At 69.7% G+C, this 14,475-nt stretch carries 11 protein-coding genes; 4 read left to right on the top strand and 7 right to left on the bottom strand.

Going from position 1 to position 14,475, the window contains the following annotated elements:
• Window positions 1-14: 14 nt before the first annotated feature.
• Entirely contained in the window at window positions 15-821 is an 807-nt protein-coding gene (locus KME78_RS28030; protein WP_219532599.1) for a lytic polysaccharide monooxygenase auxiliary activity family 9 protein, read from the top strand.
• Window positions 822-887: 66 nt separating this feature from the next.
• Here KME78_RS28030 and KME78_RS28025 read toward each other — a convergent pair whose 3' ends face one another.
• Complete coding sequence (locus KME78_RS28025; RefSeq protein ID WP_219532359.1) at window positions 888-2,654, bottom strand: CBM35 domain-containing protein; 1,767 nt, start codon at window positions 2,652-2,654, stop codon at window positions 888-890.
• A 122-nt stretch (window positions 2,655-2,776) separates the two neighbouring features.
• Here KME78_RS28025 and KME78_RS28020 point away from each other — a divergent pair, with 122 nt between their 5' ends.
• Window positions 2,777-3,805, top strand: coding sequence for an NAD(P)H-dependent flavin oxidoreductase (locus KME78_RS28020; RefSeq protein WP_219532358.1), 1,029 nt, complete (start codon window positions 2,777-2,779; stop codon window positions 3,803-3,805).
• Window positions 3,806-3,811: 6 nt separating this feature from the next.
• On the opposite strand, the gene KME78_RS28015 is transcribed toward KME78_RS28020, so the two are convergent.
• Window positions 3,812-5,068: a C39 family peptidase gene (locus tag KME78_RS28015; RefSeq protein ID WP_219532357.1), complete on the bottom strand. Its 1,257-nt coding sequence runs from the start codon at window positions 5,066-5,068 to the stop codon at window positions 3,812-3,814.
• 94 nt (window positions 5,069-5,162) lie between these two features.
• Entirely contained in the window at window positions 5,163-6,362 is a 1,200-nt protein-coding gene (locus tag KME78_RS28010) for a sensor histidine kinase (RefSeq protein ID WP_219532356.1), read from the bottom strand.
• An 84-nt stretch (window positions 6,363-6,446) separates the two neighbouring features.
• Here KME78_RS28010 and KME78_RS28005 point away from each other — a divergent pair, with 84 nt between their 5' ends.
• A complete protein-coding gene (locus KME78_RS28005; RefSeq protein WP_219532355.1) occupies window positions 6,447-7,715 on the top strand; it encodes an MFS transporter in 1,269 nt (422 codons plus the stop codon).
• Here the strand turns inward: KME78_RS28005 and KME78_RS64700 are convergent.
• Both KME78_RS64700 and KME78_RS27995 read right to left on the bottom strand, forming a co-directional pair.
• Window positions 7,696-9,576 (bottom strand): serine/threonine-protein kinase, encoded by a 1,881-nt coding sequence (locus KME78_RS64700; RefSeq protein WP_246651998.1) that lies wholly within the window; start codon window positions 9,574-9,576, stop codon window positions 7,696-7,698. The two genes, KME78_RS28005 and KME78_RS64700, sit on opposite strands and share 20 nt — an antisense overlap.
• Window positions 9,577-9,613: 37 nt before the next feature.
• Window positions 9,614-10,435, bottom strand: coding sequence for an SDR family NAD(P)-dependent oxidoreductase (locus tag KME78_RS27995; RefSeq protein ID WP_219532354.1), 822 nt, complete (start codon window positions 10,433-10,435; stop codon window positions 9,614-9,616).
• A 119-nt stretch (window positions 10,436-10,554) separates the two neighbouring features.
• Here KME78_RS27995 and KME78_RS27990 point away from each other — a divergent pair, with 119 nt between their 5' ends.
• Window positions 10,555-11,148, top strand: a complete 594-nt coding sequence (locus KME78_RS27990) for a TetR/AcrR family transcriptional regulator (protein ID WP_219532353.1) — start codon at window positions 10,555-10,557, stop codon at window positions 11,146-11,148.
• 13 nt (window positions 11,149-11,161) lie between these two features.
• On the opposite strand, the gene KME78_RS27985 is transcribed toward KME78_RS27990, so the two are convergent.
• Window positions 11,162-13,072, bottom strand: coding sequence for an APC family permease (locus KME78_RS27985; RefSeq protein ID WP_219532352.1), 1,911 nt, complete (start codon window positions 13,070-13,072; stop codon window positions 11,162-11,164).
• A 109-nt stretch (window positions 13,073-13,181) separates the two neighbouring features.
• Window positions 13,182-14,471 (bottom strand): RNA-guided endonuclease InsQ/TnpB family protein, encoded by a 1,290-nt coding sequence (locus KME78_RS27980; protein ID WP_219532351.1) that lies wholly within the window; start codon window positions 14,469-14,471, stop codon window positions 13,182-13,184.
• Window positions 14,472-14,475 lie beyond the last annotated feature (4 nt).

The following is a 14,475-nucleotide window of genomic DNA, read 5'->3' as shown; positions in this document are numbered from 1 at the left end:
ACTGCCACGTGATCATGCGTCGCCGGATCGCGAGTGTGGCGGTCGCCGTGCTCGGCGTGGGCCTGCTGCTGCCCGCCGGGCCGGCCGGTGCCCACGGGGCACTGGAGAACCCCCTCAGCCGGGCGGCGGCCTGCGGCGCCGACAGCCCGCGGACGGCCAAGTCGCCCGCCTGCAAGGCCGCCCTGGCGGTGAGCGGTACGGCGCTGCCCCGCGGGTGGGACAACCTCAGGGTGGCCGACGTCGCCGGCCGGGACCGCCAGGTGATCCCCGACGGGAAGCTGTGCAGCGGCGGCATCAAGGGCTACAGCGGCCTCGACCTCGCCCGCAAGGACTGGCCCGCCACCAAGCTGACGGCCGGGGCGGGCTTCACCTTCAAATACCGCGGCACCATCCCGCACAAGGGGACCTTCCGGCTGTACGTCACCACGGACGCCTACAACCCGTCCCGTCCGCTCAAGTGGTCCGACCTGGAGAAGAAGCCTTTCCTCAAGGTCACCGACCCGGCGATGGCGGAGGGCTCGTACGTCATGAAGGGCCGCCTGCCCGCCGGTAAGACCGGTCGCCACCTGATCTACACGATCTGGCAGAACTCCGACACGCCGGACACCTATTACTCCTGCTCGGACGTGGTCTTCCGGGGCGGCAAGACCGCCGCCGCGCGCTCCAAACCCGAACCCGCCGCGCTGTCCGAGGCGGCCGCCGCCGGGCCCGCACCCGCCGGGAACGGCCGCCTGCCATGGGCGGTGGGCGGTGCGGCACTCGTCGCCGCCGCCGGCGTGCTCACCCTGCTGGCCCGGTCGAAGAGCCGCCGCTTCCGGTAACTGACCCGATCGAAACCTCGGGTCCCCGGCCGCCCGAGATCATCGGGCAGCCGGGGACGCCGGGCGCTAGCCCGTCGTGATGAAGCCGTCCGGGTTCACCACCACCGGCGACTCCAGGTAGAGGCCGCGGTACTCGTCCTGGATGCCGCTGTTGTGGATCTGGATGGCCAGCGGGCCGACCTGCCCGGCGGTGGTGTCCTTGAACGCCAGCACCTCGACCGCCGTACACGTGGGGGCGCTCGCGGTGAGCGGGCAGCAGGCCATCCTGGCCTGGCCCGTGCTCTGGTTGGCCACGAGCTCGCACTGGCTCCAGTTATGGATGTCCCACTTGGTGTGCGGGAACTGGGTGAACAGGCTGCCGCCGCCGTTGTTGTGGCCGGGGCGGTAGTCCCAGTGGCCGCCGTTGGGCGGCTGGAACTGGATGGCGCTGAGGGCGTCCCTGATCGGCGTGGTGGTGCCCCAGATCAGCACGGTCGGCGCGTGGTCGCCCGACACCTGCCGGACGTTGAAGATCCAGCGGAAGGTGCCGGTCTGCTGCTTGTTGTAGTAGATCCAGCCCCTGCCTGCCGTACCGGTGCCGTGGATGGCGCCGCTCTTCACTGTCCAGCCGGCCGCCGCGTGCGGGGTCCAGCCGTCCAGCGTGCTGCCGTCGAACATGGAGACCAGGTAGGGGTCGCCGTACGGGTTCTGCGCGACGGTGGTGTGCACGGTGAGGTCGGGGCTCGGCGGGGAGACGTTGCCGGCCGCGTCCCGCGCGACGACGTGGATGACGTGGTCGGCGTCGGCGCTCAGGCCCGTACAGGTGCCCGTGGTGGTCTGTCCTGAGACGGTGCCGCACGCCCGCCCGTCGCCGAACAGGTCGTAGAAGGCGACGCCCACGTCATCTGCCGAGGCGGCCCAGGTCACCGTGACGCTGGCCGAGGTGATGTCCGTCTGGCTCGGCGGGCCGGGTGCCGTGGGCGGATGGGAGTCGATGGGCCCGGAGACGGTGAGCTTGTCGAGGTTGGGGCCGCCGGCGGTGCCTGTGGCGGTCGCCCTGACCGTGTTCGTCCCTTCATTGAGTGAGGCGGTGATGGCGAGGTCCGCCCAGGTGTCCCAGTTCGTCGTGGGGTTGAACGCCTGGCCTGCGGCGACCACGGTGCCGTTGACCGAGATGTCCAGCGGGCGGTTGGCCGTCGTCCCGTTGGCGTAGCGCAGGGTCAGTGTCGTCCTGGCCGCCTCGGGCACGTTCACCATCCACTCGACGTAGCCGCCCGTCGTGTTGACGTAGTCGACGAAGCCGGTGCCGGTGAAGCCGGTGTGGTTGCTGGCCACCGCCGCCTGGGCGAGTACGGCGGTCTCGGCCTGGTAGGCGATGTCCTGGGTGCTGGACATGGTGACGTCGAGGAAGTCCAGGTTGGGGTTGCCGTTGGCGGTGGTCGCGGTGATCCTGACCGAGTTGGCGCCCGCCTGCAGCGTCGCGGTGAGTGTGGCGGTGGCCCAGGTGTCCCAGTTTCCCGTGCCGTTGAACGCCTGGCCGGTGGCGATGGCCGTGCCGTTGACCGTGATGGTGGCGGGACGGTTGGCGGTGGTGCCGTTGGCGTAGCGCAGGGCGAGGGTCGCGGGGCCGGCCGAGGGGGCGGTGACGGAGAACTCCAGGTAACTGCCCGAGACGTTGTCGCCGTTGACGTAGCCGGTGCCGGAGAAGCCGGTGTGGCTGGCCTCGAAGACGCCCTTGGAGATCGTGGCGGCTTCCGCCTCGTAGCGGGTGGCGGCTGCGGCCTGCGCTACACCTCCGATCAATGCCGCCGCCAGGAGGGTGAGTACGGCTAAGACAGGCACCGTTCTGGACATGGCGCAGCTCCCTGTGACGTGCGCTCGTTAACAAACTTTCCTAATATTTCTCGATATGACCACCGGTTGCCAGACGAGTCAATAGGTCGGATGTGTTCTCTTGGCGAACGCCATGGAACGGCATGGAACGCCTCCAAGGCATGGAACTGCGCACACGCTTCACCGACGCCTACGGTCTGACCACCCCGATCGCACAAGCCGGCATGGCGTTCGTCGGCGCGCTGCCGGAGCTGGCGATCGCGGTGAGCAACGCCGGGGCGCTGGGGTCGCTCGGGGTGGGGCTGATGCCGGCCGCCGCCATGGTCGAGACCATCGGCGCGGTACGCGCCGGCACGACCGGGCCGCTCAACGTCAACCTCATCACCCCCTTCGCCAAGCCCGAGCAGATCGACGCGGTCTGCGCGGCCGGTGTCGCGGTGACGTCGTTCCACTGGGGGCATCCGCCGAAGGGCTTCATCCGCCAGTTGCACGGCGCGGGCGTACGGGTCTTCGAGCAGGTCGGGTCGGTGGACGACGCCAAGCGGGCGGTGGACGACGGCGTGGACGTGGTGGTGGCGCAGGGGCTGGAGGCGGGCGGGCACAATTACGCGACGCTACCGACGTTCGCGCTGGTCCCGCTGGTGGTCGACGCGGTCGCCCCGGCGCTGGTCCTGGCCTCCGGGGGGATCGCGGACGGCCGGGGGCTGGCCGCGGCGCTCATGCTCGGGGCCGACGGTGCCTGGATCGGTACGCGGCTGGCGGCCACGGCCGAGTCGGCGGCGCACGAAGGCTACAAGAACCGGCTGGTGGCGGCGCGGGGCACCGACACCGCGCGTACCCGGGTGTTCGGCCCGGAGACCCCGCAGTTCAACCCGACGCGGGTGCTGCGTAACCGGGTGGTCCGCGAGTGGCACGACCGGGCGGACGAGGTGCCGTGCGACACCTCGGGTCTGGAGGTCATCGGGCACACGACGCTCAACGGGGAGCGGGTGGACATGCGCAAGTTCTCCTTCCTGGTCCCGATGCGCGGCCTGACCACCGGCGACCTGGAAGAGATGGCGCTGCTCGCGGGGCAGGGCGTGGGCCTGGTCGACTCGATCGAGCCGGCCGGCGCGGTGATCGAGTCGATCACCGCGCAGGCCCACGCCGCGCTCGCCCGCTATCGCGAGTAGCCGAGCTCACCAGTTGGCGGGCAGTCCCGGCGTGGTCGCGGGCAGGGCGTGGCCGGGCGGGTAGATGACGTACACGATGCCGCCGCTGCTGGAGCTGCGGAGCCAGACGTTCTCGAAGTCGGCCCGCGGATAGATGTGCCGCACGGCGTCGTTGGTGGCGGAGGCGGGATCGTTGGCGATCACGTCACCGGTGGCGGTGAAGCCGACGACCACCATGATGTGCCCGTTGGTGCCGTATCCGGCGCCCGGCAGCTCGCCCTTCTTGAAGGACTGCGAGGTGATCACCGGGATGCCGACGCTGATGAACCGCTCCAGCTCGGTCAGCGACCGCAGGCGGGTGATGAAGCCGTTCAGGCCGTAGCGTCCGGCGTAGGCGGTGTTGAACGGCCAGTTGCCCGAGCCCTGGTAGGCGTAGTCGTAGGAGTAGCGGGCTTCGTAGTCGACCTCCGGGTTCGGGTCGGCCGGATCGACCCAGGAGGTGTCCTGCGCGCTGGGCCACCTGCCCCAGTAGCCGAGGACCATCGTGGTCGAGGTCGGGCTGCACCAGGCCTGACCGCCGCCGTCCCATTCCGGGTAGTGGCCTTCGTGCACGTTCTGGGAGCGGCGCGGCACGCTCAGCTCGGTGCCCCACGCGCCGCCGCCCGGGCTGACCGGCACGGTCTTGCGGTCGGGCACGTTCGAGGCCATCGCCCCCAGCGTCCGTACGGTCGGCGTCACGCCGGAGCCCGGCGTCCGGTAGAGGGTGAGGCGTAGCTGGTAGGCGTTGATCTGCTTGTCCGACGCCGCGACGAACGTGTCGACGGAGACGGTGCCGTCGGCGTCGGCCTGACCGGGCACCGAGGTGCGGCGGATGTCGCCCTCCCCGTACGCCCAGCGGCCGAGCACGTACCACTTGGTCAACCCGGCCGCGTGCCGGCCACGGACCTCGACCTGCAGCCAGCTACCCGCCGGGACGTCGGCGGTCCAGGAGGCGATCAACTGGGTGGCGGCGAAGTCGATCGTCCGCTCCGGGCCGGTCCAGCGGGCGTACTCCCAGCTCTTGGTGCCGAGTGCGTCGGTATAGGTGGTGGTGCCGGCCGCGGCGGCGAACGACAGGCCGTCGCCGGCGGCCGTCCCCTCGAACGTACCGGCGGCGAAGTCGGCTCGTTGATAGACGACGTTCACCGTGGCCGCCTCGGGTCGCGTGGCGGCGAGACCAGGCGCGGGAGCGGCCAGGGTCGCGGAAACCAGGACAGTGGAGAGTAAGACGGTCAGCGCGCGCATGAACCTACCTTGATTGGACGGCGCTCAATGCGGCAGACAGTAGACATTGGGCGCATTCCGCACATCGGAAAATCTACGTACGCGCCGGTTCAGCTCAGGCGCGCAGGGCGGCCCGGCGCTCCAGCCGGGGCAGGCGCATGGTGACGGTCAGACCGCCCTCCGGTCGCGCCTCGGCGGTGACCGTGCCGCCGTGCGCGTCGACGATGGCCCGGACGATCGACAGTCCCAGCCCGGCGCCGCGCGCCGACCGTACCCGGTCGCCCTGCAGCCGGCGGAAGGGCTCGAACAGGTCGTCCACGTCGTACGGCGGGACGGGCGTCCCGGTGTTCTCCACCACGACGACCGCCTCCGCGCCCTCCTCACGCAGGCGCAGCCACACGTCACCGTCGCGGACGTTGTACTTGATCGCGTTCTCCAGCAGGTTGTACACGCACCGCTCGAGCAGGAGCGGGTCGCCCGTCGCGAGGACGGCGCGCAGGTCCTGGTGGAAGGTGACCGGCCGCTTGCGGGGTTGCAGGTCGAGCTGCTCCTCCACGGCCCGGATCACCTGGCGCAGGTCGATGCTCTTGCGGATGGCCAGCTCCTGCTCCGACTGCGCGAGCAGCAGCAGGCCCTCGATCAGCCGCTCGTAACGGGCGTTGGTGCCCAGCAACGCCCGGGCCAGCGCCTTGAGATCCGGCGAGGCCCCCGGCTCCTCCAGCGACACCTCCAGAATCGTCCGGTTGATCGCCAACGGCGTCCGCAACTCATGCGAGGCATTACCGATGAACCTGCGCTGCGCCTCGAACACCCGATGCAACCGATCCAACATCGCGTCGAACGTGTCGGCCAGCCGCTTCACCTCATCATGCGGACCCCGCAACCCGATCCGCTCATGCAACGTACTCTCCGACAACCGCCGCGCCGTCTCCGTCACCCGATCCAACGGCCGCAACGCCCGATCAGCCATCAGGTAACCGAGCACGAACGCGATGACCCCGATCAGGATCATGATGATGAGGGAGGACCGCAGCATCTCGTCGAGCACGCCGTCCGCCCGCTGCTTGACGTTGACCCGCTGGAAGAACACCTCGCCTTTGACCGCGTCCCCTGGCACGCCCTCGGCACGCTCGCCGCTCACCACCCTGGGCCCCGGGGAGAACTGCTCGTTCAGCGCCTGCCCGGTGATCAGGTACGTAGACCAGAGCAGCAGCGAGCCGGCGACGAAGAACGAGCAGCCGTACAGGAGCGTGAGGCGCATCCGGAGCCCCAGCCGGTTCCACGGGAGTACCCGGCCCCAGGCCCGCTCTTTCACGACAAGACCCCTTCCGGTCCCGTTGAGCATGGCGGATCAGGTGTTAGGTGCGGGTAAGGCACTCCAAGACCGCAAAGTGAGGTTGTGACCATCAACCGGCCGGCGTCCGAACAGGACGGCACGCTCCTGAAGAATCGCGACTTCATGCTCTTCTGGACCGGGCAGAGCATCAGCGATCTGGGTGCCGCCGTCACGACGCTGGCGGTGCCGCTCACGGCCATCACCATGCTCCGCGCCTCGACCTTCGAGGTGGGGGTGCTGACCGCCTTCAGCACGGCCGCCTGGCTGGTCATGACGCTGCCCGCCGGGATGATCGTCGACCGCGTCGTCAAGCGCCCGCTGATGATCGGCTGCGGTGTGGCGCGGGGCGTGGTGGTGGCCTCGGTTCCCGTCGCGGCGGCACTGGGCGGGCTGACGATCATTCACCTGTACGCGGTGGCGTTCCTCGTGGGTTCGATCAATGTCGTCTTCGAGATCGCCTGCCAGAGCTACCTGCCGGTCCTGATGTCGCGGCGGCGGCTCATCGAGGGCAACGGCAAGATCGCCACGACCAACGCGGTGGCCGTCGCCGGTGGTCCCTCCCTGGCGGGCGGCCTGATGACGGTGCTGCACAGCGCGGCTCGGGTGATGGTCGTGGACTGCCTCTCGTACGTGATCGGCATCGTGACCCTGCTGCTGATCCGCAGTCCCGAACCGCGGCCCGCCGACCGCGGGGACCGGAGCATGCGCCGGGAGGCGGCCGAGGGAATCACCTTCGTGCTGCGGCACCCGGTGCTGCGGCGCGTCGTGGCGTGCAGCTCGATCTCGAACCTCTGTGACGCCATGGTCACCACGCTCGTCGTCGTCTTCCTGCTCGGCGACCTCGGCACCGATCCCGCCACGCTCGGGCTGGTGCTGGGGCTGGGCAGTGCCGGCGGGATCGTGGGCGGGGTGCTCGCCACGTCGTTCGCGCGATGGGTGGGCGGGGCCCGGGCGTTATGGGCGGGGAAGCTGTACCTCGGGGGGTTCGCGCTCCTCATCCCGATAGGCGGGCCCGGCTGGGGAGTGCTGGCCGTCGCGGCGGGGCTGTTCGCCTCGCGGCTGTCCACTGTCGCGTACAACGTGCTGCAGATCGCCTTCCGGCAGTCGATCTGCCCACCCGAACTGCTCGGCCGGATGAACGCGAGCATCCGGTGGATGATCCGCGGCGCGATGCCGATCGGCGGGCTGCTGGCAGGGATCCTCGGCGCCTGGCTCGGTGCCCGCGCGACCCTGGCCGTCGCGGTGAGCTGTTCCTGGCTGGCGGTGCTCTGGCTGGTGTTCTCACCGCTACGGCGGCAGCGGGAGATGCCGGTCACGCCGGATTGGTCTTGATCACCTTGCCGTTGACGTTGGCCACCAGGTAGGCCGTCCGGTATTTGTCGCCCACATAGATCATCATCGAATCGTGGACGCCGCCCACGAAGGCGAAGGAGGGGTCCACGATCACGTAGTGGGTGGTGGGCTTGGGGACACCCAGCTCCTTGTCCGCCTTGCGCAACAGTGCGGGGAGGCGGTCCCAGTCGAACTTGGCAAGATCTATCGGGGTCTCGTCCGTGCTGCCGCTGGCGGGCTGGCTCGTGACTGCGCCGTCGCGGTAGGCGTAGCTGTCGTAGATGCCCTTCTCGCCCTTGACCGGCGCCTCGAGGCTCGCGTACTCCGGGTACAGCGTCAGCCGGAAGACCTTGGTGCCGCCTATCACCGGCTTCAGCTTGGAGATCATGGTCCGGACACCCGCCGGGGTCAGCAGGTTGCCCGGGTCGGCGGTCTCGGTGGGCTTGCTGGTGCTCTTCTTGGTGGACCTGGTGGCGGAGCTGGTCGGCTCCGCGGTCTTCAGTGCCTGCGGATCGTCGTCGGCGCCGCCGTTCAGCGCGGGCAGGAACGTCCACACCAGCACGCCCACCACCACGACCACGGCGGCGGACACCGCGACCGTGGCCGGGTGGGCACCGCGCCGCGGGCGGCGGCGGCTCACGGGTCCGGTGACCGGGCGCGGGAGTGGCGGGCTGGTGTTCTGCTGGGGGTACTGCGGACCCATGGCCGAGTACGGGCCCATGTTCGGCTGCGGGCCCATGCCGGACTGCGGGCCCATGCCGGACTGCGAGCCCATGTGCGGCGGCGGGAACGGCTGGCCGCTGTTCGGCTGGCCGCTGTTCGGCTGCGAAAACGACGGGCCAGTGGGTGACTGCGGAAACGACGGGCCAGTAGGTGACTGCGGAAACGACGGACCGGTGGGCGACTGCTGGAACGGCGGGCCGCTGTTCGGCGGCTGCGCGAGTGGCGGGCCCGGGGCCCAGCCCGGAGGCGCGGGCATCGACGCGGAGGCGTCGGTCACCGAGGCGAGCATGCGATCCAACGTCTCGCCGTCCGGCCGGGCGGCCAGGTCGCGCGTGAGCACGTAACCGAGCACCGGACCGAGCGCGCCGGCCCGCTGCGGCGGCGGCACGTCCTGGTTGAGCACCGCGGCCAGCGTCGCCAGCGTGGTGGCCCGGCGGAGCGGGTGGCGGCCTTCGACGGCGACGTACAGCAGCATCCCCAGCGACCACAGGTCCGAGGCCGGGTCGCCCTCGTAGCCGTTGATGCGCTCCGGCGCGATGTACTCGGGCGAGCCGATGAACGAGCCGGTCGCCGTCAGGCTGGTGGACTCGCGTACCGCGGCGATGCCGAAGTCGGTGAGCACCGAACGGCCGTCCGGCCGCAGCAGGACGTTGGCGGGTTTGACGTCGCGGTGCTGGATGCCGACGGCGTGCGCGGCCCGCAGCGCGGACAGGATCTCGCGGCCGAGACGCGCGGTCTCCTGCGGCGTCATCGGGCCGTGTTCGAGGCGTTCCTGAAGCGAGCCGCCGGAGACCAGTTCCATGACGAGCCAGGGGTAGCCGCTGTCGCCGTTGTCCACGATGTGGTGGATGGTCACGACGTGCGGGTGGTTCAGCCGGGCCAGGGCGCGGGCCTCGCGGAGCACCCTGGCCCGCAGCTCGCGGGCGGCCTCGGGATCGCGCTCGTCCATGTCGGGATCGGGCGGTCGTACCTCCTTGAGCGCGACCTCCCGGTGCAGGGCCACGTCCCAGGCCCGCCAGACGAGGCCCATGCCGCCGCCGCCGAGCCGTTCCACCAGCTCGAATCGGTCGTCGATCACCCGTCTGCGCATGCAGAGCAGCGTACTGCCGTCAGCCTCGCCCAGGATGGGCTGTCTCATATACGCATTTTTCCTGACAACCGGGTGTTTGGAGCGCTCAACCTGGCGCCTTGCGACTGAGGTGCTCCCAGGCGCGGTACTCCTCCGTCCGGGCCTGCTCCATCTGCTGGACGAGGTCGTACGAGTGGCCGCCGACGATCAGCCGCAGCGGCGGGTCCGGAAGGTCGACCAGCTCCATGATGACGGGTGCGGCCGTGCTCGGCTCGGGTCCGGCGTCGTCGCCCCAGACCTCGGCCAGCTTCTGCCGCAGGGGCTCGTACTCGGGCAGGTGCTCGGTGACGGTGGTGCCGACCGTGAACAGCCCGGTGTTGTACCCGCCCGGCTGGACGATCGTGACCTTGATCCCGAACGGCTCGACCTCCATCGCCAGCGACTGGCTGACCGAGTCGAGCGCCGACTTGCCCGCCGCGTACAGGCCGACCGAGGCGAATCCCCCGCCGGAGCCCATCGAGGTGACCTGGAGGATGTGCCCGGAGCCCTGCGCCCGCAGGTACGGGACGACGGCTTGGGCGACCCAGATCGCGCCGAAGAAGTTGACGTCGAAATGCGCCCTGACCTGCTCCTCGGTGGCCTCCTCCAGCATGCCGAACAGCATCCCTCCGGCGTTGTTGACCACCACGTCGAGCCGCCCGAAGGCCGCCGCCGCCCGGTCCACGCCTTCCCGGACCGCCGCGCGATCGGAGACGTCCATGGCCAGGCGTACAAGACGGTCTGGATGCTCTTCCGCCAGTGCCGCGAGCGGCTCGACATCGCGGGCCGCGGCCACGACCCGGTCTCCCGCAGCCAGCGCCGACTCCGCGAACGCCCGGCCCAACCCCCGGGACGCCCCGGTGATGAACCACACTCGGGTGGCCGTCACGGGCCCCACCTCCTCTCGTTCAAGACGAGACGGTTCGTCTCGCAGGCACAGCTTGCACCCATCACCCTCATTCGTCAAGACGGAACGTCTCGTCTCGTGAAGCTGCTATCCTCATCCGCATGTCCACCGCGAAACAGCCGGACCCCGCCCGTCGCAACGAGCGATCACGCCAGGCGATCCTCGACGCGGCCCGCGAGCTGGTCACCGAGGTGGGCTACGCGAAGGTCACGATCGAGGCCATCGCGGCACGGGCCGGGGTGGGCAAGCAGACGATCTACCGCTGGTGGCGCAGCCGAGGAGCGGTGATCTTCGACTCGTTCCTGGCGCTCAGCGAGGGAGCCGAAGGGCTCGCGCTGCCCGACACGGGCGACATCGAAGCCGACCTCAAGACCGTCATGCGCGCGACCGTCGCCGAGTTCGCCGACCCCGGCTTCGAGGCGCCGATCCGGGCGCTCAACTCGGAGATCATCAACGATCCGGAGCTCGCCGCCCAATACCGCGAGAAGCTGGCCGGCCCCGTGGACGAGGCCAAGAAGGCACGGCTGCGGAGCGCGCAGCGGGCGGGTCAGCTCGCCGCGGACGCCGACCTCGACCTGGCGCTCGAACTGCTGTACGCCCCCCTCTACCAGCGCTGGCTGCACCGCTCCGGGCCGCTCACCCCCGAGTACGCCGACGCCCTGGTGGAGCTCACCCTCAGGGCGTTCCGCCCCTGAACCCAAGGTGGCATCAGCCGACGTGGACGTGCGGTCGGCGTTCGAGGTCCGGCTCGGCCTTGCGGAGGACCTCGCGGGTCAGCGCCGGTACGTCGCCGCCGCCGAAGACCAGGTAACGCAGCATCGCCACGATCGGGTTGCCCTCGGTCCAGTGGAAGTAGATGTGCGGCGCGCCGCCGGTGCGGTCACGCAGGTAGATCAGGAGCGCGGCCAGCGCGTTGGCCACGGCCGAGCTCTCGATGGTGAGGATCTTGTGGCCGTACCGCTCCTCGCCCTTGACGTGCAGCTCGGTCTCGAACTCCGACGCGTCCGGCACCGACACCTCGACGAACAGGCACGGCTCGGAGCTGCGCAACCGGTGGTTGATCCACGTCTCTCGCAGCTTGTCGTTGTACTCGGCCTGATCGCGCTGGTGCGGCTCGTTCGCGAGCACATGGATCTCGCCGCACGCCTCATTGACGAACTCCTCCGCCAGCGGGTCCAGGTGCACCTGGGTGACCCGCAGTTCCGTGGAGCGGGTCGCCCGCGAGATCAGCGACGTGACGACGATGGCCGCGATGAAGAACGAGGCGATCTTCACGCCGTCCGGCCGCTCGAAGACGTTGTCGACCAGCGTGTACGCCAGCACGGCCGAGATGACGCCGAACCCCGCGGTCGCCCGGTGCTGCCTCTTGGTCCGCGCCGACAGCGTCACCGCGACCGCCGCCGACAGCATGAGCACCAGCACGCCAGTGGCGTACGCGCCGCCCTGGGCGTCGACGTCGGCCTGGAAGATGATCGTGATGGCGAACCCGATGGCGGAGAAGACCAGCACCAGCGGCCGCACGGCCCCGGTCCACTCCGGCGCCATGCCGTAACGGGGCAGATATCGCGGCACCAGATTGATCAGACCGGCCATCGCCGAAGCCCCGGCGAACCAGAGGATCGCGATCGTGCTGACGTCGTAGGCGGTGCCGAACCAGTTGCCCAGGTACTCGTGAGCCAGGTACGCCAGCGCGCGCCCGTTGGCCTTGCCGCCCTCCTCGAACTCGTGGTGCGGGATGAGCACGGTGGTCACGAAGCTGGAGAAGATCAGGAACACGCTCATGATCAGCGCCGCGACCGTCAGCAACCGCCTGGTCCCCGCGATCCGCTGCGGGATGTCCCCCTTGACCACCGGCATCACCGCCACGCCGGTCTCGAACCCGGACATGCCCAGTGCGAGCTTGGGCATCACCAGCAGCGACAGCCCGATCATCGCCAGCGGACTGCGGTAACTCGTGCTCAGCGCCTGCTCCCAGTCCACGACCACCCCCGGCGCCTCCAGCACGTGCGCGATCGCGGTGGCCACCACCACCGCGTTCAGCCCGAGATAGACGAAGACGAGCAGGACGGCGATGCCGATCGCCTCGCTGAACCCCATCAGGAACACCCCGCCGAGCAGCGCCAGCAGCACCAGCGTGACGATCACCCGTTGTCCGGCCAGGAAGTCGGGCACGAACGGGTTCTCCAGCAGGTGCGCGGTGGCGTCGGCCGCCGACAGCGTCATCGTGATCACGAAGTCGGTGGCCGCGAACCCGAGCAAGGTCAGCACGAAGAACTTGCCCCACCACTGCGGCGCCAGCTTCTCCAGCATCGCGATCGAGCCCTGCCCGTACGGGCTCTCCTCGGCCACCCGCCGATAGACCGGCAGCACGCCCAGCAACGTCAGGGCCACCAGGAACAGCGTGGCCAGCGGCGACAGCAGCCCGGCCGCCAGTGCGGCGATGCCCGGCTGGTAGCCGAGCGTGGAGAAGTAGTCGACACCGGTCAGGCACATCACCCGCCACCACGAGTGCTTCACATGCGGACCGTGCTCGATCTGCTTGCGGTCGGTCTGCAGCCCCTCCAGCAGCCACGACCGCAGCGTCCCCTCCGTAGCGACCGGCCGTTTCGCCAGCACCATCCCGGTCACCCTCCATCAACATCGCGCACTAGGCACATTAATGAAGAGAGATGGGTGTTTTGCCTGGTTAGGGCGTCAAGAAAACGTATATTTGAAGCGCTCCCCACGACTAAGGTCGGGGGATTCCAGCCAGCTCGGGCTCCGTCTGCGCGGTGGCCTGGGCTGCTGTTGCTTGGCGGTTCACCTTCCGGCCCACGCGGTTGCGTGGTTTGCGCGCCCCAACCCGCACACCCGGTCTGGGCTGTGCGTGCTCCGCCCTCCCGGCGGTGAGGATGTTCTTGGCGGCGTTCACGTCGGCGTGCTCGGTGTGTCCGCACGAGGTGCACCGGAAGACCGCTTGGCTCTCGCGGGACCTCCGATCCACCACCGTGCACACGTTGCACGTCTGACTCGTGTACGCCGGATTAACCGTGATCACATTGGTGCCCGTGTACCGGGCCTTGCTGCGGGCGGCCAGCTCGATCCGATGCCAGCCCTTGCCCAGAATGCTGCGATTCAGGCCAGACTTGCCCGCGGCCCCGTTCGGCAGGAACACACCCGGCCGTTCGGGATCCGGCCTGGGCGCGACACCGGCGGTCATGTTCCTGGTCGCCAGCGCCTCGAACACCACCAGCTCAAAGCTCGTAGCCAGGGCGCAGGCGGTCTTGGCGGCGAAGTCCTGTCGGCGTCGGCGGATCTTCCGCGCCAGTTGGGCGGCCCGCGCGGCAGCATCCCTGCGCCGGGCCGACCCCTTCGTGGTCCGGGCGAAGTCCCGCTGAAGCTTCTTGGCGTGCTCGACTTCCCGATCCCGGGCGAACACCTGGTGATGGAAATATCCGTCCGAGCGAGTGACGACCTTGACCACGCCCCGGTCGATACCGACCGCACTGCCCGGGCTGGCGTGCCGCCCGGGTGCGATCACGCCGTCCTCGACGAGGAAGCTGACGTACCAGTGCTGGCCGTCCCGGCTGACGGTGGCGTTCTTGACCGTCCCGCCCAGCGGGCGGGTGATGCGGAAGCGGACCCAGCCGAGCTTGGGGAGTTTCGCCCGCGCCCAGCGCCGGTTCAACCGCTCGATGGCGATCTTGGCGCCTTCCGGAAACCGGAAGCTCGGAGCGTTCCTTACCCTGGACTTCCAGCGGACCTTCCACGTGCCGTGCCGGGAACACGCCTGGTCCAGGTCGATCAACGTCTGCTGCAGGCAGTGGCCGGGCACCTCGCCCAGCCACGCGAATTCCCGTTTGGCCTCGGCGAGCTGGCGGGCCTGGTCGTGGTAGCCGATCCACGCCCCCCGGCGGCGATAGATGCGGCGCTGCTCCAGAGCGGTATTCCACACGCTGCGGCATGCGCCGCCGATCCGCTCGGCGAACTCCGCCTGGCCGGCAGTCAGATCCAGGCGGTACCTACGTCCGGCCATCATCCGC

The organism is Nonomuraea guangzhouensis (assembly GCF_019396345.1).
In the GTDB taxonomy this organism is placed as follows: Bacteria; Actinomycetota; Actinomycetes; order Streptosporangiales; family Streptosporangiaceae; genus Nonomuraea; species Nonomuraea guangzhouensis.
This window is presented reverse-complemented; position numbering and strand designations above follow the sequence as displayed.